Source organism: Arcanobacterium ihumii (assembly GCF_900604515.1).
GTDB classification, from domain to species: domain Bacteria; phylum Actinomycetota; class Actinomycetes; order Actinomycetales; family Actinomycetaceae; genus Arcanobacterium_A; species Arcanobacterium_A ihumii.
In genome coordinates, this window is the sequence record NZ_UWOS01000001.1 from 862479 (window position 1) to 881374 (window position 18896).

The 18896-nt window shown below is 50.0% G+C and carries 16 protein-coding genes; 5 read left to right on the forward strand and 11 right to left on the reverse strand.

Annotation, left to right across the window (positions count from 1 at the left end):
* Nucleotides 1–22: 22 nt before the first annotated feature.
* A complete protein-coding gene (locus EIH22_RS03860) occupies nt 23–1768 on the forward strand; it encodes an FAD-dependent oxidoreductase (RefSeq protein ID WP_124054461.1) in 1746 nt (581 codons plus the stop codon).
* A 127-nt stretch (nt 1769–1895) separates the two neighbouring features.
* On the opposite strand, the gene rplI is transcribed toward EIH22_RS03860, so the two are convergent.
* The 8 genes from rplI to EIH22_RS03900 all read right to left on the reverse strand — a co-directional run bounded on the left by rplI (nt 1896) and on the right by EIH22_RS03900 (nt 10189).
* A complete protein-coding gene (gene rplI / locus EIH22_RS03865; protein ID WP_124054462.1) occupies nt 1896–2342 on the reverse strand; it encodes a 50S ribosomal protein L9 in 447 nt (148 codons plus the stop codon).
* A gap of 18 nt (nt 2343–2360) precedes the next feature.
* Nucleotides 2361–2597 carry a 30S ribosomal protein S18 gene (rpsR, locus tag EIH22_RS03870; protein WP_124054463.1) on the reverse strand — a complete coding sequence of 79 codons (237 nt, stop codon included), beginning with the start codon at nt 2595–2597 and terminating at the stop codon, nt 2361–2363.
* A gap of 77 nt (nt 2598–2674) precedes the next feature.
* On the reverse strand, nt 2675–3190 hold the full coding sequence (locus EIH22_RS03875; protein ID WP_124054464.1) for a single-stranded DNA-binding protein: 516 nt from the start codon (nt 3188–3190) through the stop codon (nt 2675–2677).
* 30 nt (nt 3191–3220) lie between these two features.
* Nucleotides 3221–3523, reverse strand: a complete 303-nt coding sequence (gene rpsF / locus EIH22_RS03880; RefSeq protein ID WP_124054727.1) for a 30S ribosomal protein S6 — start codon at nt 3521–3523, stop codon at nt 3221–3223.
* Between the two features lie 264 nt (nt 3524–3787).
* Entirely contained in the window at nt 3788–5983 is a 2196-nt protein-coding gene (locus EIH22_RS03885) for a transglycosylase domain-containing protein (RefSeq protein ID WP_124054465.1), read from the reverse strand.
* A 36-nt stretch (nt 5984–6019) separates the two neighbouring features.
* Nucleotides 6020–7336: an AI-2E family transporter gene (locus EIH22_RS03890; protein ID WP_124054466.1), complete on the reverse strand. Its 1317-nt coding sequence runs from the start codon at nt 7334–7336 to the stop codon at nt 6020–6022.
* Between the two features lie 100 nt (nt 7337–7436).
* Nucleotides 7437–8762, reverse strand: a complete 1326-nt coding sequence (locus EIH22_RS03895) for an MFS transporter (RefSeq protein WP_124054467.1) — start codon at nt 8760–8762, stop codon at nt 7437–7439.
* Between the two features lie 8 nt (nt 8763–8770).
* Complete coding sequence (locus tag EIH22_RS03900; RefSeq protein WP_235001780.1) at nt 8771–10189, reverse strand: CCA tRNA nucleotidyltransferase; 1419 nt, start codon at nt 10187–10189, stop codon at nt 8771–8773.
* A gap of 193 nt (nt 10190–10382) precedes the next feature.
* On the opposite strand from EIH22_RS03900, the gene EIH22_RS03905 reads away from it, so the two are divergent.
* The 4 genes from EIH22_RS03905 to trxB all read left to right on the forward strand — a co-directional run bounded on the left by EIH22_RS03905 (nt 10383) and on the right by trxB (nt 16135).
* Nucleotides 10383–10877 carry an NUDIX hydrolase gene (locus tag EIH22_RS03905; protein WP_124054728.1) on the forward strand — a complete coding sequence of 165 codons (495 nt, stop codon included), beginning with the start codon at nt 10383–10385 and terminating at the stop codon, nt 10875–10877.
* On the forward strand, nt 10874–13105 hold the full coding sequence (locus tag EIH22_RS03910) for a DUF6049 family protein (protein WP_124054469.1): 2232 nt from the start codon (nt 10874–10876) through the stop codon (nt 13103–13105). The genes EIH22_RS03905 and EIH22_RS03910 overlap by 4 nt, the downstream gene beginning before the upstream one ends.
* Nucleotides 13106–13197: 92 nt before the next feature.
* Nucleotides 13198–15150: a protein kinase family protein gene (locus EIH22_RS03915; protein WP_124054470.1), complete on the forward strand. Its 1953-nt coding sequence runs from the start codon at nt 13198–13200 to the stop codon at nt 15148–15150.
* A gap of 55 nt (nt 15151–15205) precedes the next feature.
* A complete protein-coding gene (gene trxB, locus EIH22_RS03920) occupies nt 15206–16135 on the forward strand; it encodes a thioredoxin-disulfide reductase (RefSeq protein WP_124054471.1) in 930 nt (309 codons plus the stop codon).
* Between the two features lie 88 nt (nt 16136–16223).
* Here trxB and EIH22_RS03925 read toward each other — a convergent pair whose 3' ends face one another.
* The 3 genes from EIH22_RS03925 to EIH22_RS03935 all read right to left on the reverse strand — a co-directional run bounded on the left by EIH22_RS03925 (nt 16224) and on the right by EIH22_RS03935 (nt 18777).
* Complete coding sequence (locus tag EIH22_RS03925; protein ID WP_124054472.1) at nt 16224–17189, reverse strand: hypothetical protein; 966 nt, start codon at nt 17187–17189, stop codon at nt 16224–16226.
* Between the two features lie 263 nt (nt 17190–17452).
* On the reverse strand, nt 17453–18334 hold the full coding sequence (locus EIH22_RS03930; protein ID WP_124054473.1) for a hypothetical protein: 882 nt from the start codon (nt 18332–18334) through the stop codon (nt 17453–17455).
* Nucleotides 18331–18777, reverse strand: a complete 447-nt coding sequence (locus tag EIH22_RS03935; protein WP_124054474.1) for a hypothetical protein — start codon at nt 18775–18777, stop codon at nt 18331–18333. Before EIH22_RS03935 ends, EIH22_RS03930 begins: the two co-directional genes overlap by 4 nt.
* Nucleotides 18778–18896 lie beyond the last annotated feature (119 nt).

An 18896-nucleotide genomic window follows, 5' to 3' on the forward strand; every position in this document is an offset into this window, starting at 1 on the left:
AAAACACGCTAGCATATTGCATATGAACGCATATAACGCTCCAAGCAAAGACGCTTACGATGTTGTAGTAGTGGGAACCGGCGCTGCCGGCCTCACCGCCGCGCTCACCGCCGCACGGCGAGGAATGAGCGTGCTTCTCGTGGAAAAGTCCTCTGAATGGGGAGGCTCCACGGCAAAGTCCGCAGGAATGGTATGGATTCCAGGAAACAATATTCTCGCCCAAGTTGGAAAGAACGATTCGATTGACCTTGGCCGCCAGTACATGAAGGCCACAGTTGGAGATTGCACTTCCGACGAAATGATTGAGGCTTTCTTAGTTGAGGGAACTAAAGCGATGGACTTCTTGTCCGCTTCCTGCCCCGAACTCGAATGGCGCAATATGGAAGGCTACCCCGATTACTGGCTGGACGCTCCGGGCGCCGCAAAGACGGGTCGTGGCGTTGAGGCCGGCGCATTCGACACTCGTTTACTTGGAGAATGGGAGAGCACGCACGTTAAATCGTACTTCCGTCCGATGATTAGCCTCGACATCAGCTCCTTTGATTCAGCAGACCTACTCTTGTTTGCCACGAACCCTAAGCCACTTCTACGCGGATTGAAGTTGACTCTTCGTAACGCAAAGCAAAAGCTCCGTGGTGAAAAGGTTGTGACCATGGGTGCCGCTCTCACCGGTGCAATTATGCACAACGCTTTGAAGAACGGCGTGGAAGTCAAACTCGAAACGGCAATCATCGACTTGATTCGCGACGGCGACCGCGTCACCGGTATCGTTCTTGAGCAACGTGGCCGTAAGATCGAAGTCAAGGCTAACCACGGCGTCATCCTTGCCTGTGGCGGATTCGAACGCAACGACGAAATGCGCAAGAAGTACCAACGCCATCCAATTAATGGCGAATGGACAGTTGGTGTTGAAGGAAATACCGGCGATGGAATTGAGATCGGTGTTGAACACGGTGCCGCTATCAGCAATATGGCAGACGCAATCTGGTCTCCTGTTATCCAGTTGCCGCAGGTCAAAGCATTCGCCCCGATCGTTATTGACGACGTCGAGCGCTTCATTGTTCCTGACCGCTCGCTGCCGCACACCATGATTGTTAATGGTAAAGGAAAACGCTTCATGAACGAGGCACTTCCTTACTGCACTGCCGGTCAAGGTTTATACGGTGGACACTTCGGTAAGGGCGAAGGAGATGCTGAGAATCTACCAGCCTGGCTTATCTTCGACCAACAGTTCCGTAACAAGTACATGTTCTCCTACGGCTACCTTCCAATCGTTGACCTCCCTCAAGAGTTCTACGATTCTGGCGCAGTTATAAAGCGCGACACGATCGAAGAACTTGCTGAGGCAATCAATGTACCGGTTGTACAACTGAAGGAAACACTTGATCGCTTTAACAGCTTCGCTCGTACAGGTGTGGATGAAGATTTTCATCGTGGCGAAGATGAACATGATCGCTTCTATGGAAACCGCTACCATAAGCCGAATCCATCACTCGGTGAAATCAAAAAAGGTCCGTTCTACGCAACAGGCGTTTACCCTGGCGATATCGGAACTTCCGGAGGTTTGGTTATCGACACCAAGGCACGCGTCACCCGTGAAGACGGATCTATTATTGAAGGTCTCTACGCGGCAGGCAACACCACCAAGTCGGTGATCGGTCATACCTACACCGCAGGCGGAACCTCTATCGGAGCAGCTATCGCGTTTGGTCATGTTGCTGCTAATACGATTGCTGATCAACTTCCATCGAAGATGGTAGCTCACTGATCATCTTAGATCTGCAATCAAAAATAGGTGGTGGGTGAGAATCTGATTAGATTCTCACCCACCACCTTGGCTTTTGCTTAATGAACAAGATTGCTCACTAAGCGGCATCGTTCAGTGAACTACTTGCTCACGCAGCAACAACCTGAACCTTAATATTTGCCACGATTTCATCGTGAATCTTTACAACACCGGTGTAGTCTCCAACCGACTTAACAGTGGTGTGGAGGTTGACCGAGCGACGATCAACTGACTTTCCGGTTAGCTCAGATGCGGCAACAGCAACATCAGCAGTGGTTACTGCACCGAAGAGGCGACCATTTTCGCCAGCCTTCTTCGTAACGACGATGGTCTGTGCTTCGAGAGCGTCGCGAAGCTCGCGAGCTGCTTCGATGTCGTCCGTCGCACGCTTGCGGCGGGACTCAGCAATCTGATCAATCTGCTTCTGTGCACCCTTAGACCAAACGGTTGCGTAGCCGCGTGGAATAAGGAAATTACGACCGTAACCGTCCTTTACAGAAACTACTTCGCCTGCAGCGCCCAAACCCTTAACTTCGTGAGTGAGGATGATCTTCATATCTATCTTCCTCTCTTATCAGCGAGCAGAGCTCGAGTAGGGCAGAAGTGCCATTTCGCGTGCGTTCTTAACTGCACGTGCAATCTGGCGCTGTTCCTGCACAGTTACACCGGTAACGCGGCGAGCGCGAATCTTGCCACGATCGGAAATGAACTTACGCAGAGTTGCGGTATCTTTGTAGTCGATCGACTCGACCTTGGCCGACTTTAGCGGGTTGGCCTTCTTCTTTGGCTTGCGCAATACTGGCTTTGCCATGTTGAATCCTCTTTCAATCACATGAGCGAAAATGGCGCTTAGCACCTTTATCCACTCATCAAAAAGTCTGATGATGCTTAGAACGGTGGAGCATCGTCAAAAGACGATCCTTGTGGAGCTTTCATCCATGGATCATATGCTGACCCACCGGCTGGGGCATCGTAGGAAGCACGAGCCTGCTGGCCGCCTCCCTGGTTAAAGTCACCGCGAGGAGCACCGCCACCTGATCCTTGGGATCGAGTAACTTTAGCAGTGGCATAACGAAGGGATGGACCCACTTCGTCAACCTGCATCTCAATCGAAGTACCTTGTGAGCCATCGTTACGCTGGTAGTTGCGGACTTGGAGTTTGCCCGTTACCACTACACGCATTCCTTTAGAAAGGGATTCTGTAACATTCTCCGCATACTCGCGCCACACAGTGCAACGAATAAACATCGCTTCGCCGTCTTCCCATTCATTGGTCTGACGGTTCAACGTGCGTGGAGTTGATGCCACCGTAAACGAAGCCACTGGAGTTCCAGATCCTACATATTTCAGATCAGGATCAGCCGTTAGATTGCCAACTACTGTGATAATCGGTTCGCCTGCCATGAGTAATCTCCCTCGGTTACTTTATTTTTCTCAGTCTTCTACTGGTGCTGGCTCGAAACGGAGCAGCTTGGTGCGCAGAACGGCTTCATTGAGGCCGAGCTGGCGATCGAGTTCCTGAGCGGTTGCTGGCGTCGCGGTCATATAGACAACAACGTAGATACCTTCGGACTTCTTCTTGATTTCATAGGCCAGACGGCGCTTACCCATAATGTCTACCTTGTCAAGGATTCCGTCCTCAGCTGGTACGACTGCGAGTAGCTTGTCTAGGTATGGCTGTAGATTACGCTCATCTACCTCTGGGTCGAGAATGATCATCATCTCATACTTACGCAATTTACCCACCTCCTTTGGTCTTTACGGTCACGGTCTTTCCGTGACAGGAGGGTCATGCATATGCGTTGATTTCAGCGAGGTACGCTAAATCTACGCAATCTTCAACACTACACGAAAACCGGCTAGAAAGTCCTGCGGATTCCACCACAATTCCTTCTAGCCGGCCTTTTTTCGTCACATTTTATTGAGTTATCGAGCAGTTCTAACTGTTCCGAGCTACCACGTGGTTTCTACGAAAATCAGCACAACCACCGAATCGCTCATCTATCCATTCGGATTATGGTTCTTTCCTTGGCCGTTATTACCGCCCGTTCCCGTTCCACCCGTGTTACCCGTTCCTGGTCCAGGTTGTGGAGCCGGTGCTACCGGTGGCTGCGCTGGGGCTGTTGGAGCTGTAGGAGCTGTAGGAGCTGGCTGCTGTGGCGCTGGGTCGACTGTTGGCGCGGACGGTTCGGCAGGTTCAGTTGGCTCCGGCAGCTTCTCCTTCTTCACCTTTGGTTTCTGTGTTTGCATTAGCTTAGTTGCGTCTGGGAAGTCCTGAATCTCCATTCCATCAGTAGCAACTTTCATATACTCTTCCCAGACCTGCGCTGGGAAGGTAGATCCGAACACCGTCTTTACACGACCGAACGGGGTGAGAACCTCTTCTCCACCATTCGCACCAGGTTGGAACATATTGACTGCAGTAACCACTTGAGGTGTGTATCCAACGAACCAAGCGGACACAGGTCCCGTTGACGTACCCGTCTTACCAGCAATTGGCCGCTTTCCGAGGCTGACGTCTTCCGCAGTGCCACTTGGAGAGAACACTGATTCCAAAGCAAAGGTAGCCAAAGCTGCTTGATCCGAAGTAATCACCTGTTCACCGGTGGTCACACCCTTATATACAACTTCCTTGTCTCGTTTAGAGACCTCGCGCACGAAATGTGGGTCAACCAGTTTTCCACCGTTGGCTGAGACTCCATATGAACGTGCCATCTCCTTGGCGGTGACCGACGCGGAGCCGAGCACATTTGCGAAGTTAGCATCAAGGCCCGGTGTTTCTTCCGCCAAACCGAGCTTATGAGCCATCTTCAAAGTGTTTTCTGCTCCCACCTTTTCGTTGAGATTCACATATGCCGTATTCGACGAATACTTCGTCATCTCAATGATATCTAGGTATCCATACCCGACGTTGCCCGAGTTAGCAATGTTGATTTGGAGCTTAGGAATCCACTGCTTAGCCGGCGCGGGGAAGGTTTCCGTCAATGGAATCTTCTTCTCAATCGCGGCAAGCAAACCGAAGTACTTGAACGTTGATCCCGCTTGGGCACGATCCTGAGTAGCAGTGTTACGCTGACGCTTAAGGTAGTCCGAACCACCGTACATCGCAAGAACTTCACCGTTATTTGGATCCATAGAGAATAAACCAACTTGGTTGTTAGCTGGGCGGTCCTTCGGCAAATTAGCAACTGCATCAACCGCCGCTTGCTGCATGTTCTTATCAATCGTCGTCACGATCTTGTAGCCGTTGGTGTCCATCTCGTCTTCGGTAAAACCACCCTTGTTGATCAGTTCTTTTCGCACTTCTGCAAGGAGATAACCGTTAGTTCCACTGAAACTGTTGCGAGCGCCTGGGTCTAAAGTAGTTGGAAATGCCGCTGTCTTCGCCTCTTCTGGCGTGATCCATTCGTCTTCGGCCATCAACTTAATTACTCGGTCAAAACGCTCTTTGGCACGGTCAGGGTTTTTAGCTGGATCCCAAGCCGACGGCGCAGGGATAATACCTACCAACATGGCCGACTGCGAAAGCGTCATTTGTGACGCCGGAACACCAAAGTACGCCTGGGAGGCCGCTTCAACGCCGTATGCGCCACGGCCGAAGTAAATTGTATTTAGATAATTTTCAAGAATTTCTTCTTTAGTTTGCGAACGATCAATCTTCAACGCCAAGATTGCTTCCTTGGCTTTACCGAAGATCGAGGTGGTTGTGCCCGTGTAATAACGTTCAACATATTGTTGAGTCAGCGTAGAACCACCTTGGGTTGCACCGCCACGCAAGTTATTAATGAGCGCACGCATGATTGCTTTTGGAGATACGCCGTTATTGTCGTAAAAGGTGCGGTCTTCAGAAGCTACGACGCCGTTCTGCATAGTTTTCGGAATATCCTTCAGGTGCACCGTGGTTCGGTTGACCTGTTCGAATCGACCAAGCTGAGTTTGCCCATCCGAGTAGTAAACCGTAGTTGACTGTGCAAGTGCGAAGTCGTCCGGTTCAGGAACTTCAGTCGTTACGTATAGACCTACGAACAGACCGATACCTACCGCTAGGAACGTTAGGAATGTACCTACGACGAATCGCCACGAAGGGAGCCAACGCCTAACCGGGCCTTTGCCTGCTCGGGGATAGTTCCAGCGACGTTTCTTTACGCCTTCTTTACCAGCAACTTTCTCTCCTTGCGGAGCCGTGTGCTTGGTCATTAAGGTTCACCTCGTTTACTTTGGGTTCCTATCTAGTTACGCTTCGCTACCAGAATCGGAAGGCGCCTGCGTCGAGCGAGTATCTCGCTTGAGCTGACGCGACAAACTAGAAAGCTTACGTTTTCCTGATTCCAATGGATGAATGCTTCGCACTAAGATCGGGTTGCGAAGTTCAGTGAGAGGATCCTCAACTGATTGATCTATGTTGTATAAACCTAGAGAATTCCGCTTCTTGGTGTCTTCTTCCGATATTAAGAAAACATCCAGCCATTGAGTTCTAGGATCTGAATCTACCAGTATCGCCTTGAAAAACAATGTGAGTGGAACCGCAAGGATTGAACCGAGAACGCCGACGATCGATGTCCACAGGATCAGGGAGAAGAATGTGACGGTCGGGGAGAGACCCACGAGATCGCCTACGAATTTTGGTTGCACAAAGGTTTGAATTACCACGTTAATCACGGAATATACGACCATCACGATCAGCATGGCTTCCCAACCTTGATCAAGCGCAGCCATCGCCATCGGCGGTAGAACGCCGAGCACAAATCCAATGTTTGGAATGTAGTTTGTGATAAATGCCCACATTCCCCACGTCCAAGCTAACGGAACACCTAAGTATTGAAGAGCAAAGACATCGATAACAGCTACGATCAAACCAAACACCGTGGAGATGATCCAGTAGTGACGAACCCGCTTTTCAAATCCAGCCAGCGCATTTGCCAAGTTCTTATGAGATTTACGGATAACTTGGGAGCGCGCCGTCATCGTGGTTGTATCGAGCGTAATAAAGAACAGGGCAATGATGGCGACGGTAACGAGACCACTTGCGGAGCTAAGTGAATCCAGAAGGCCAAGCACCCAGCTGATCAGGGAATTGAAGTTCAAATCGTTAAGATACTTGGTAAGATCCTTGGTTTGGATGTCGTAGCTCTCAAGCAACGTGGTGAGCTGGTTTACCATTCTTTCAAAGTTAGATGTGTAGCGGAGTAGGGTTTCAGGAACCGGCGTCAAAGACCATACAGTAACAGCGATTGTCCCCATGAAGACGACGATCAGGGTGATAAACGTGGTAAGAATTGCGAACCAACTAGGCAGTCCACGCCGCAACAAACCTCGACCAATCGGGCGGAAGGCAAGAACCAGCGTCAACGCAAGGAACATCGGCGCAAACACCGAGTCGATATAGTTGATTCCCGCCATCGCGATGGTAAACAACGCGCCTACCGCAAGAATCATTAGGCCAGTTACTGGGCGTGCAGTTTCTTCCGGATGCGCCGGCTCAATGAGGTTTTCTTCGTCTTTCTTTGATGCATCTTTCGATACATTTTCAGATTGCTCTGTTTTACTCACAGTCAACCCCTTCTTGAGAATTTTACTCGCGCACCTTGCCGGTTTGCTAACCAAAATTTACTTCGCTATTTAGTCTATTAGTGAGTTTATCGGAGTTACATCATTCCACGGTCGGAAAATCACTACGCTTTCGCACTAAGCCAACAATCATGACGCAGTGAACAACTATCGAACCAATAAACACAACCGGTGACCATCCCGAATCAGGAACTAACCACACTGCAAGTGCAGCGGCACCCACAAAGGCAATGTTAAAGAGCATGTCATAGATAGAAAATGCGCGTCCACGGTAAACATCATTGGTATTACGCTGAACAATAGCGTCAACCGTAATCTTGGCTCCTTGAACGCCACACCCCAAGAGCACAGCCGCTATAGATATCAAAGGCTGACGATAACTAAAGACCAGCACAAACTGTGACGCGCCTGAGGCCAAAAGCCCGATGATGATTAACTGGTGCGGGGAAAATTTCTGGTTCAGGATTGGCACAAGAACAACCGCGAGCGCATTTCCGAGTAAAGAAAGCCCTGCTAGAAGCGTAAAAATCGCCAACCCATCAGCAGTATCGCTAGGATCGGTCAACAGGTTTCTTGAGATCAAGATCAGGGCGATAAAATTGATACCGTAGATAAAGCGATGAATTGCCATTACACCTAACGCATAAGCAGGAGTTTTAACCCGGATCAAATATTTTGTTGCCTCAACTAAGTTTCCGATAACTCCCTTCATGTCACACATTAAGGAGAGACGCGCGCCTTCCTGGTTAGTGACTACCGCGGCCTGATCAAGTTCTACGTGGCGATGAGGACCAAGCACGTCACGCGGAAACCGGTATGCGAGGAGTGCTGCAAAACAGAACAGTAGCGCCGCAAGCACAAGGGAAAGGGAGTTGCGCGTGACTCCTGCTACCGGCGTCATTCCCACAAAAACGCCAAGAACCGCACCGATTCCGGCAGCGATTCCACCGATAGTTGGGATGATCGAATTCGCCAGAACCAACAGGTGACTAGGCAAAGTATGAGGTAATGAGGCAGAGAACGCGGAGAGCAGGAAGCGATTCACACCGAGCGTCACCAGAGCTAATACATAGACGGTTACGGATTCAGGACTCAAGGAAATGACGACGGCGAGCACTAACGTCACAAACGTACGAACCAGGTTCGCACCGATTAGTACGTTGCGTCGCCACCACCGATCAATGAGCACACCAGCGAAAGGACCAACGATGGTGAATGGTAACAATAGGATGGCGAAGGCGCTGGCCACATCGCCAACCGTGGCAAGAGTTTGGGGGTTGAAAAAGAACAGCGTGGCTAGACCGGCTTGGAACATTCCATCGCCGATTTGCGAACTAAAACGAACTAAGAGCAGTTTTCTTAAGTTTCGATGTTCAAGGCACTCCGCGCAGTCATGTAAGACCCCCATACCCGAAACTACTGTTGCTCGTTCCACCAGGTCAAAAGACGTTTACGCGCCTCTTCCTCACCGAGTGGCCCTTCTTCCATTCGGAGGTCCAAAAGAAACTTACGCGCAATTCCAACCTCTCGGCCAGGCTTGAGATCAAGAAGTTCCATGATCTGCTTTCCGTCCAGATCTGGGCGAATCGCATCAACCTCTTCTTGTTCCTTTAGTTGCTTAATCCGAGCTTCAAGGTCATCCATTCCTGCTTGAAGCCAGCGTGCCTTGCGCTTGTTTCGAGTTGTGCAATCTGCTCGAGTAAGGCGGTTAAGGCGCGAAAGTAGCGGTCCTGCGTCCGTTACGTATCGCCGAACCGCAGAATCGGACCATGCTTGTTCTCCATAACCATGGAATCGCAAGTGTAATTCAACCAACCGTGATACGTCTTTCGTCGTCTGCTTATCAAACCGAAGTTGCTTCATCCGCTTCGTTGTAATTCGAGCACCGATGACGTCATGCGCATGGAAAGACACACTTCCGTCTGATTCGTATCGCCTGGTAGCAGGCTTGCCAATGTCGTGCATAAGCGCCGCCATACGCAACACAAAATCGGGACCAGGCACTTCGCCGTCGGCATCAGTTTCAAAACCGATCGCTTGGTCTAGAACCGTCAAAGTGTGTTCGTAAACGTCCTTGTGTTTTCCGTGCTCGTCCACAGTCTCACGCAAGCTTGCGAGCTCTGGGAGTACAACGTCGGCAACACCGGTATGAACCATCAACTCAATACCTCGGCGTGGGTAGGGGGAAACCACGAGCCGAGTGAGCTCGGCTTGGATACGCTCGACCGAAACAATACTCAGGCGTGGCGAGAGCTCAGCCATTGCCTTCATAACGTCAGCGGTTACGTCGAACCCTAGTTGCGCAGAGAAACGTGCGGCGCGCATGATACGTAAAGGATCGTCGTCGAACGATTGTGTGGCGGGGGCCGGGGTGTGTAAGACGCCGGCAACCAAGTCGTCTAGACCGCCACAAGGGTCAACGAGCTCCAGTTGAGGGAGTCGAACAGCCATCGCATTGACGGTGAAATCACGACGAGTGAGGTCACCTTCTAGCGAATCACCGTAAGAAACTTCTGGTTTGCGTGAAGTGGGATCATAAGCCTCACTTCTATATGTTGTGACTTCTACCACAAGACCATTTTTTGTGGCGCCGATTGTTCCGAAGTCACGGCCGATTTCCCACGTATTTCCGCCCCATTCGGTAAGGAGACGTAGGGTTTCTTCTGGCTCGGCAGACGTAGTGAAATCGAAGTCGTGAATAGGCATTCCAAGGAACGCGTCACGAACTGGTCCACCAACCAGTGCCAATTCCACCCCATAACGTGAGAAAATAGATCCCAGTTCAAGAATTGCCGCAGGAAGCGAGCTGAGGGTTTGGTGTCCCTGAGCAAGCATCCGGGCACGCTGGTTTAGGCCGGTGTTTACGTCCGTCTCTGAAATAAATGAATCTGGATTTTGTTTCGTCACTCTCCAAGAGTGCCACGAATCGTACCTCCGGGTCATCTATTGAAGAACCTAACTCACTACAATAGAAGTTATGTCGAATTATTCGCAGGCCACCCCCGCCTCAACGGGTGGACCACGCCGTATGAAGCGCATTGCCGCCGCTTCATACACCTCGACGCGCCGAAGCAACCTACCAATTGTCCACGAAACCTCAGCTGGTGGCGTAATTGTTTCGGTTCAAGATCACACTGCGTTCGTGGCTGTGATCGCACGTCGAAACCGTGGAGGACGCCTTGAGTGGTGCCTTCCTAAGGGGCATCTAGAAGGTGAAGAAACTGCTGAAGAAGCAGCCGTTCGAGAGATTTCCGAAGAGACCGGTATTTTTGGCCGCATCCTTCGTCATCTCGCGTCAATCGATTACTGGTTCTCCGGAACCGATCGTCGCGTTCACAAGGTCGTCCACCATTTCCTCTTAGAAGCATTGTCCGGAACACTCACCATCGAAAATGATCCTGACCACGAGGCAGAAAAAGTAGAGTGGGTACGTATCGATAAGGTTGCTTCACGCTTGGCGTACCCAAACGAACGCCGAATTGTAGCTGCCGCACGGGAACTACTTGAAGGAGGACGCCGGTGACCTTGCGTTCTCGCTTCGCACGAGTAGTTGCCGTTTGTGGCTCGCTTGCCTTTATGGTTTCGGGGCTCACGGTTTTTCCTTTTGGCGAGAGCGCATCTGCAACAGAAGATCCGCTTCCACCAGCATCATCAACTCTCGCGCCGATACCTAGCAATCCGAATTCCACTCCGCACCAAGCACCCACGTTCAACCATGCCAATTCCAAAAAGACTAAGGATGGGACGGTAAGTATCCATATCCTTGATCTTGGATCTCCGGTTCTTAACAATGGTTCCGATCTGCACGTTACCGCGGTAGTGACGAACACATCGGGTTCCGATGCGGACGTGACGGATTTGCAGCTCGAAGCACAGACGCGGAGCGTCAACCGCGCAATTAACCTCTACGAATGGTTCAGTGGCGAATCCTTTACAACGAAAGTGATTGGAACGTCGTCAAATCTCAACGTCCCAGCGGGAAGTGAACGCCGCCTTAATTTTACGGTTCCTGCAACACAACTGCCCTGGAAAACATCTGAACAATGGAATGCGCACGGTATCGAAGTAAACGGTAGCCTCGTTGTGAATACCAAGGAGACGACGATTTCAGATCGGTCGGTAGTTTTGACGTCGAACGGTTCGTATCCCAGCCCGATGCCGGTGAGCGTCGTCGTGCCGGTCACTCAATCCACAGACACCCTCGCCAAGGAACGTTCTTTTTACGACGATGTTACGGGCGGAGTTCCAACGCCGGAAACGGACGCAGAAGCGTCTGTAGATGAAGCATCTGCAGACGGCGCATCAACAATCGCTCAGACGATTCAGAAATTCGATTTACGCGGTGTCCATCTGCTTCTAGATCCCACTGCTTTGAATTCGGCGAATGCCCGTTCAGCGCTCGCGACGAATCAGAATACAAGCGCTGAGCTACTTCCGCGTTTTGATACTGATTACGCTGCTCTTGCCCATCTGCAACAACTCGATTACGCTCGCCAAATCGTTCGTGAGTCAAATGGTGCCAGCCAAAACATCGTCACTCAACCCAAGCTTGGTTATGCGTTTTTACAGGGAAAAGTTGATCAAACAACGATTAATTTCTTGCAGCAGGCGGGTGTGCGTGGCGCAATTGTGCCAAGTTCTTCACTAGCTCAGAGAACGGATTCTTACTACACTCCTGCTCCTCATACAACGCTTCCCACCCAAGATTCTCAACTCGATGTGCTGATAACTGATTCGATCATTAATAATGCGATATCAGGTAGCTTTAGCCCAACATCAGACGATCCTGCTCTCAAACTTGATTCACTAAATTCACGCCAAGTTTCATTAGCATTGACGGCAATTCACACCTTCCAAGCACCAAACTATTCACGCCCGATCTTAATCTCGGTTCCGCGTAATAGCGTTGGTTCTGGTCAAACTCTTTCGAACGTTCAGGCAATTCTCCAAGCGCCTTGGTTAAGCCCAGTTCCTTTTGCTTCTCTTGCACAGAGCGAATCAAACCGAGTTCGTTACCGGCCACTTTCTCAGAACACCGTTAATGGCGGAGAGTTTGACCACAAGGATTTTACTCAGCTAACAACGTACCGTTCACAGCTTGAGTCTTTCGCGAACATCTTCCAAGATCGTTCACCATTCATGGAGATCATAAATAATCATTCCAACCGACTCTTCGCGGTAAATTTCCGCTCTAACGTGGAGAAACGTAAGCAGTATTTGGAGTCACTATCCGATGATTCAGGGCTCTTCAAGGAGATTCACTTCGAACCGCTCTCCACTATCAACATGATTTCAGAAACGGCTTCTATTCCGGTTCGTTTAACGAACCCACTACCGTTCCCGATTCAAGTCACGGTGCAGCTGAAAGGTTCTGATTCACGTCTTTACGCACCTCAACCGGTCAAGGTTGCGGTACCTGCACATAACACGGTTAACGTTTCAGTACCGGTTCAAGCTCGGGGCTCTGGAAACCTTCGTTTCCTCCTGTCTATTTCGAACGACGCCGGTCAACTTGTTGGAAAGTCAATGTCGGTGAATGTACGCGTTCGAGCAAGTTGGGAATCTACTGGAACTTTGATACTCGCCGCACTGGTAGCAGGTGTTCTGGTGTTTGGTTTGGTTAAGTCAGTTCATAACGGCCGTCGATCGAAGCCGGTTGCTCCTGAAGAATTTACATCGAAGCTGAAAGCTGCCGAAGAAGCTGAAGAAGAGGACCTTAAGAAAGTGCCAGATATGCCGCATTTAGACTGATTAGGTGCAGATTCTTTCCCGAAATGCCTAAAACGCCCTTGAACAGAGTAAACTTGGCGTAGATATATCCATTTTGCATTTTGGGGGACCCTTTGACTGAGGAACTTGCCTTCACTGGGAAAAGAATTGCTGATCGGTTCGAGCTGACTACGCCAGCTCCGTACTCATTTGGTACCGCATCAACTGCAACCTGGTTGGCGAATGACACCGTGCTTTCACGCCAAGTCCGGGCGATACTAATTGATCGCCAGCATCCGAACCGCGAAGCCACTATTGACGCAACTCGTCGGTCCACGCTGATCGAGGATACCCACACCATCGCCGTCCTTTCGGTGGTGGATGATGCAAAAGATTCAGTCGTATTCACAGAGCTCCCTCTAGGAACTCCCCTTTCTGCATATTTGGGCCAGGGGCCACTCGATCCAGAATCCATTGCATCGGTCATGGGTCAGCTCGCATCTACTATCTATAATGCGAGCCATCGTGGGGTACGCCACCTACAACTTGCTGCGAACAAGATTTACATTACCGACGCCGGTGAAACCCTTGTGGACGGTCTGGGCTTGAGTGCCGCACTTTCCGGTGTTGACACGAACCGCTTGAGCTCCACGCTTGATCGTGAAGAAGCACGCGGACTTGTGGTTATGCTGGCAGCGCTTTTGCTTGGCAAAGATTTCCCTAAAGATCCAGATTCACACGATGCACTCATTGCCAAGGCACTTGAACTTCCCAATCTGCCACAGTCATTAACCGACCTGCTTGAGATGGAGAACGAGAGCCGGAATGTCAATTCCGCGGGTGATTTCATGCGAATGATTATGCCTTGGGGAGACGTTGATTTTTCCGCCCTTCCCGATCCACGCCTTCCTTCCGTTGAAGAACTGATGACGCCAGAGCAAAATTCTCCCGATCACACCGGTTCAGACGACGCCGCCATCACTGCGGTTACCGAAACCACGTCCGGTTCTTCCAACAAAGGCACCAATGCTGCAAATGGAGAACCCGAGCTCACTGAAACATCGGTGTTTGCTAAAGCTTTTGCCGAAGAAAATAATTTAGTGGAAGAAGCTCCGTTAAGCACGCAGCCAAGCTGGCCATCACGCAACGGAAAAGGCGAAGAAGCCGATGTTGTGAAGGAAAGTGAGGGAGATGAGCAAGGTGGCGATGCTACTCATGCATTGCCGAAGCTAGCATGGCCAAAACTGCCTGAAACAGTGGATTCAAACGCAAGTTCTTTATTCGAAGAACCAGCACCAGTCAAGGCTCCGGAGCGAAAGAGTATCCTTGGCATGGCAGAAAATTCTGCTTCTGTGCCACGTAAGGAACCTGCGGCGCCTAAAGAGGCGTCCGTACCGGCGTCGTCGTCAATCACTGAACGGAAGTTCAACGCACCTAAGGCAGTATTCGTCATCTTTGGCGTGTTGGCACTGATCGGATTAATTTTTGGGATCTCGCAGCTTTTTAAGCCACTCGATCCAGTTTCAGTAACCAAACCTGACACCAAGGACCAAAAGAGTACCTCGCAGCCAGGTACTTCCAAACAGGAAGAAGAGAAGGCTAAGGCGGAGAAAGAAAAGGAAGCACAGGCACAGGCTGCTCCACCGAAGATCGTTAAGGTCACCACGGTTGCACAAAACCCTGACTTCCTTGCTAATCAGGACGAATCGACGCAACGTCTGGTTAATACGACGGGACAGACATTCGATGGAAATCCACAAACCGCCTGGCAGACCTGGTGGTACAAGAACCTAGCAACATACACCAAGAATAAGGTTGGCTTGCACGTCGAACTTGAGAAAGAAACAGCTGTTAGTGAAATTACTGTTGCTGTTGCGGGTGAGGGTGGCAATATTCAATGGGTCAACGCTAAACAAGCAGCGCCTACTCAGGGTGATGTTATTGCAAGCGGAGCGATGTCGGCCCAGACGGTTTTGAAAGCTAACAAACCCGTTACTACCAAGGAATTTGTACTCTGGTTTGATACTTTGCCAGTGGACAAAGAAGGTAAACTGCGTGCCGTCATAAACGAAATTTCAATTAAATAAAGTTCGTAGTTTTGACTGTTTACTCAGGTTTAACAGTTCTTCAGGAAGGTTAAGAATGTCTACACAGTACGACGTCATCATCGTTGGTTCCGGACCTGCAGGTTGGACTGCAGCTATCTACACTGCGCGAGCGGGATTGAACCCGCTGGTGCTCGCCGGCACACTCGATGCGGGCGGCGCCTTAATGACCACCACTGAGGTAGAAAACTTCCCTGGCTGGCCAGATGCAATTATGGGCCCTGAGCTCATGGAAAAGATGCAGGCACAGGCGGAGCGATTCGGTGCGCAGGTTGAATACGAAGATGCAATCGAATTTGATTTGGCCGGTGATACCAAGATTATCAAGACCGATTCGCAAACCTACGAAGCTAAGTCTGTGATTCTTGCGCTCGGTTCTGCTTATAAGAAGCTAGGCCTGGAAGGTGAAACTGTATTTTCAGGCAAGGGCGTATCGTTCTGTGCCACCTGTGACGGTTTCTTCTTCAAGGGCCAAGAAATCGCAGTTGTTGGCGGTGGCGATTCAGCCGTTACCGAAGCCCTATTCTTGGCTCGCTTCGCCTCGAAGGTACACATTATCCATCGCCGTGAGGAGCTCCGCGCTTCGAAGGTAATGGCTGATCGCTTGCTCGCCAACGAGAAAGTGGAGATGCACTGGAACTCCCGCGTAACCGACATCCAGGGCGAGAATAAGCTCGAGGCTCTGACCTTGGAAGATACAGTTACCGGTGAGAAGTCGGAGCTTCCGGTTGGCGGCCTATTCGTGGCGATCGGTCACGAACCACGCTCGGCTGTTGTTTCTTCGCAGATCAAGGTTGATGACGGCGGTTACATCATCGTGGATAGCCCGTCATCACGCACCAACATTCCAGGTGTTTTTGCTTGTGGTGACGTCGTAGACCACGAGTATCGCCAAGCGATTACTGCAGCCGGCAGTGGTTGTGTAGCAGCTCTTGACGCTCAGGATTATCTGTCTAAATTCGAATAAATATTAGCTGGTTTTGGCTTGGGGGCTCATGCGTAGCGCATTATACGCATGAGCCCCCCTAGAAAAAGAATCCTTCAACTTTTCGGTATTATCGCTCCATTTTCCCAATTCCGCATATAAAACGCTCGTTAATATTGATCGTGAGCAAACCACAGTTACCAGCGCGCCGCAAACTAGCGTTTTTACCGGTCACAACAGCTTCGGTGAGTTCGCGTATTTGTGTGTCTGTGAGTCGTTTACCCAACCATAGCTGCGGAATCACGAAACCATCCACACCAAACCCAGTCAAACTGTCATCCACAGCATCAAGGCGAACCGTGAACCACCCAGCGCGAACCACCGCCATCTGACGACGGCGGAGCACCCCAGCACCATCAGCGCTATCAGTAACGTTCTCAACAGTTACATCACAGCCACGATCCCGCAAGCAATCAAGCCAAGTCGCGAAGCTCAAAGAACGACCCAGATCATCATATCGATACGCAACCACACCGCCGTCATCATCGCCTTCTTCAACAAAAACCGTAGCCAAATCAGCACCAGACAGCGAATCAAACTTCGCTAAATGACACCACCACTTCACAGCCGGCTCATCCGAGAACGGGACCTCACCCACAAACGAACCACCCCGCGCATAAAACTCCCCCAACTGCCCCTGCCACAACTCGTCACATTTGAGGAGAACACTTAGATCAACGTGTATATCGCGCTGGTACATATCTGATAGGACTCGGCTAATGAGGCATCTAAACTCCACAACTTCAGAAATTTCACTTTCGTAAGACGGGCCAACACCCATATCAAACTCTAGATCGTACCGGTAGAAGTTAATGAGCGAGGCAAGCAGATCACGATAAAAATCGATCTTTACTAAGCGTGCAAATACCCGCTCTGCCGTCCATTGCTCACAATGTCGATGACCGGTTGTGTGCGAAAGATCGGAAAAATATACGTCATAACTATCTGGCTGCCACATTGAAGGAATCGCTACACAGGCATTCTTTTTATGGATGCGCTGCGTATAGATATTTCCCGCAAGCAGCGAATCTAGCACCCAGTATGCGCCTTAGAATGTGCTCGACCATTCACCTTTGAACTCTTGAAACTCATAACCAAGCACAGATCCAAGACCTACAGACACGCCAATATCCTCAAAGCGAAATACGAAACCTTCACTCGAAGCCGAGTACGTGAAACATACATTCCAAAACACACCATCAAAGTGTTCAATACGCTGCGATGAATTATGGAAAAGCGGTAAATCGCTGCAAAGCTTGAGAAAGTCAAGGTCGTTCAATTTCAGTCACCACGATTTACTTACTTAACTTGAATAGGAACGAGCATTTTTACCACTTGGTCACGGGTCCACTTAGTTGTATTCGTCATCGTCAATGTTTGACGACGGCGCTTTAGTTCTCCTTCACAAACGATATACGAATCGTCCTCACCAGTGGGAACTGCAAGATAGCCTTTTCCCGCAACCGCTCCACTGTAAATCTCACCATTAAACAGTGCGTTTACAACGATTTTTGCAGCATCCACACTCATCAACGTTCGCCAAGCGTCGTCAGCTTCGAAAAGCGGATAGGCATCCGTATCCTCTTGAATCCAAAGTCCAACGCTCTCGTCGCCTTCTTGAACGTGAACCATAAGTTCATAGCCAACAATCGAATCACTCCTGATGGATAGCCACCAATTATCTTGGGAGAATCGAACTACGTCATCGACAAAACGGCAGTTACAGTCCGTCTCGCTCATGCGTGAAATCAAAGCCCGCACTTCACTGCGCACATATCGCTCTACTTGTTGTTGAGAAACTAGTAGACCACTGATGTCGCGCTTATCGTTAAGAATACTTAAAGCGGTGTCGTCCGACGCAAAAATTAGATTAATAATTTCAACAGGTCCACGAACTCCTTCCCTGAGCGAGCGAAGAAAATATGGTTCTCTCTCCAGGTAAGAAATTAAACGCTCATCAGTGGTGATAGTTCCTAGGTAGCCGCGTATTTTCCGAGGAGAAACCCAGTTTGGTTGCGCAGGATCCAACACCCTCACTTGCCTTTGCGGCACGCGAGAACCATAAGGAACGAGGCGAGCGTCGTCGGAATAGCTTGCGAGATAAAAATAGGTATTCTTCCAGGTCTTTTGGATCAGTACGACGTCGTATTCCACACCTGTCGATATGAGCTGAACTTTCATTCTTCACCGTCCTGAGCATAGGCGTCTAAGGCAATGTCTTCGCAGGTGAAGGAAAACTCTTTACTTCCAATAACAAGCTTCACATCGCACGGCAAAGCACACGAAACCAAGTCGGAATCTTCAATCGCGGATGTAGCATCCAACCCAGAAATTTCGAGCGCATTGAGCAAAAACATTGAATCAGAGGGAGAAGTTTGACGATCAAGGGGATCTGATTTCGCCTCTGAACTGTGGTACAGAGTATTCTTCGATTGGTAATTCTGCTGGTAATACTGCACACCCGAAAAGGTAAGCGTAAAAACAAGGAACTGTTCTCCGTTGAGCGCATGGGCGGGAAAAGGCTTCGTAAAAACAACTACGAGTGATTTACCATGATGCAAAACGCGCAGCACCGTACATGTTTTGCTGTGAAGCTCTTTTAGCCATTCTTCGGTGAGATTCATTTCTGTACACCGTTCCCTTCACTTCATCGCTTCAGAAAGAATTTCCTTAAAACTACATACTGAAGAACAATACGTTGAGCCCAAAATACAACTTTCTTTTCAGGCAAAAATACCTCAAG

Excerpts from the sequence above, each read along its gene's own strand:
- EIH22_RS03935 (WP_124054474.1), bottom strand. The coding sequence starts at position 18,777 with ATGAATCTCACCGAAGAATGGCTAAAAGAGCTTCACAGCAAAACATGT.
- EIH22_RS03905 (WP_124054728.1), top strand. The coding sequence starts at position 10,383 with ATGAAGCGCATTGCCGCCGCTTCATACACCTCGACGCGCCGAAGCAAC.
- trxB (WP_124054471.1), top strand. The coding sequence starts at position 15,206 with ATGTCTACACAGTACGACGTCATCATCGTTGGTTCCGGACCTGCAGGT.
- rplI (WP_124054462.1), bottom strand. The coding sequence starts at position 2,342 with ATGAAGATCATCCTCACTCACGAAGTTAAGGGTTTGGGCGCTGCAGGC.
- EIH22_RS03900 (WP_235001780.1), bottom strand. The coding sequence starts at position 10,189 with ATGCTTGCTCAGGGACACCAAACCCTCAGCTCGCTTCCTGCGGCAATT.
- EIH22_RS03860 (WP_124054461.1), top strand. The coding sequence starts at position 23 with ATGAACGCATATAACGCTCCAAGCAAAGACGCTTACGATGTTGTAGTA.
- rpsR (WP_124054463.1), bottom strand. The coding sequence starts at position 2,597 with ATGGCAAAGCCAGTATTGCGCAAGCCAAAGAAGAAGGCCAACCCGCTA.
- EIH22_RS03875 (WP_124054464.1), bottom strand. The coding sequence starts at position 3,190 with ATGGCAGGCGAACCGATTATCACAGTAGTTGGCAATCTAACGGCTGAT.
- EIH22_RS03895 (WP_124054467.1), bottom strand. The coding sequence starts at position 8,762 with ATGGGGGTCTTACATGACTGCGCGGAGTGCCTTGAACATCGAAACTTA.
- EIH22_RS03930 (WP_124054473.1), bottom strand. The coding sequence starts at position 18,334 with ATGAAAGTTCAGCTCATATCGACAGGTGTGGAATACGACGTCGTACTG.
- EIH22_RS03885 (WP_124054465.1), bottom strand. The coding sequence starts at position 5,983 with ATGACCAAGCACACGGCTCCGCAAGGAGAGAAAGTTGCTGGTAAAGAA.